Origin of the sequence: Microbacterium sp. NPDC006705 (genome assembly GCF_044903545.1) — a bacterium.
GTDB lineage: Bacteria > Actinomycetota > Actinomycetes > Actinomycetales > Microbacteriaceae > Microbacterium > Microbacterium plantarum.
Genome location: NZ_JBJDQQ010000015.1, coordinates 1 through 1327, shown reverse-complemented (window position 1 = coordinate 1327; position 1327 = coordinate 1). Strand labels below are relative to the sequence as shown.

Here is a 1327-nt window from a genome sequence, read left to right as displayed (position 1 = left end):
GTGGTAAGCTTTTCGAGGCCTTCCACGTGGATGGTCCGGTGAGTGTCTGGCCCCGCGGAAGCGGAGTTGACATTGTCGGATCGCGTGGTAAGGTTTTCTAGCCCGGCCATGTGAACGGACGGTGAATGCTTCGGACACGGAGTTGACACGGTCGAAACGGATGGTCTAGGATGGAGAAGTTGCTCCAGAGCGAAACGGCCCGCGGAGCGGGTCGCTGAAGCTGGAAGCGCCTGTTGTTTGAGAACTCAATAGTGTGCCAAGTTTGTTGATGCCAATTGTTTTAACACATATTGGTTGATCATCGCCTGCCACCCCCGTGGTGTGGTGATGGTCTGCTAGGTATTGAATGGATGTCGTGGTGGTTATTTCCGGCTGCCACGGTGTTGTTCTGTAATTTTTTTACGGAGAGTTTGATCCTGGCTCAGGATGAACGCTGGCGGCGTGCTTAACACATGCAAGTCGAACGATGAAGCCCAGCTTGCTGGGTGGATTAGTGGCGAACGGGTGAGTAACACGTGAGTAACCTGCCCTTAACTCTGGGATAAGCCTGGGAAACTGGGTCTAATACCGGATAGGAGCGTCCACCGCATGGTGGGTGTTGGAAAGATTTATCGGTTTTGGATGGACTCGCGGCCTATCAGCTTGTTGGTGAGGTAATGGCTCACCAAGGCGACGACGGGTAGCCGGCCTGAGAGGGTGACCGGCCACACTGGGACTGAGACACGGCCCAGACTCCTACGGGAGGCAGCAGTGGGGAATATTGCACAATGGGCGCAAGCCTGATGCAGCGACGCCGCGTGAGGGATGACGGCCTTCGGGTTGTAAACCTCTTTCAGTAGGGAAGAAGCGAAAGTGACGGTACCTGCAGAAGAAGCACCGGCTAACTACGTGCCAGCAGCCGCGGTAATACGTAGGGTGCGAGCGTTATCCGGAATTATTGGGCGTAAAGAGCTCGTAGGCGGTTTGTCGCGTCTGTCGTGAAAGTCCGGGGCTTAACCCCGGATCTGCGGTGGGTACGGGCAGACTAGAGTGCAGTAGGGGAGACTGGAATTCCTGGTGTAGCGGTGGAATGCGCAGATATCAGGAGGAACACCGATGGCGAAGGCAGGTCTCTGGGCTGTAACTGACGCTGAGGAGCGAAAGCATGGGGAGCGAACAGGATTAGATACCCTGGTAGTCCATGCCGTAAACGTTGGGCACTAGGTGTGGGGACCATTCCACGGTTTCCGCGCCGCAGCTAACGCATTAAGTGCCCCGCCTGGGGAGTACGGCCGCAAGGCTAAAACTCAAAGGAATTGACGGGGGCCCGCACAAGCGGCGGAGCATG

Annotated in this window: 1 rRNA gene; it reads left to right on the top strand. The window is 56.4% G+C overall.

The annotated features are described in order from the left end of the window. Positions 1-398: 398 nt before the first annotated feature. Positions 399-1327, top strand: a 16S ribosomal RNA gene (locus ACI2K6_RS17010); the annotation flags it as partial.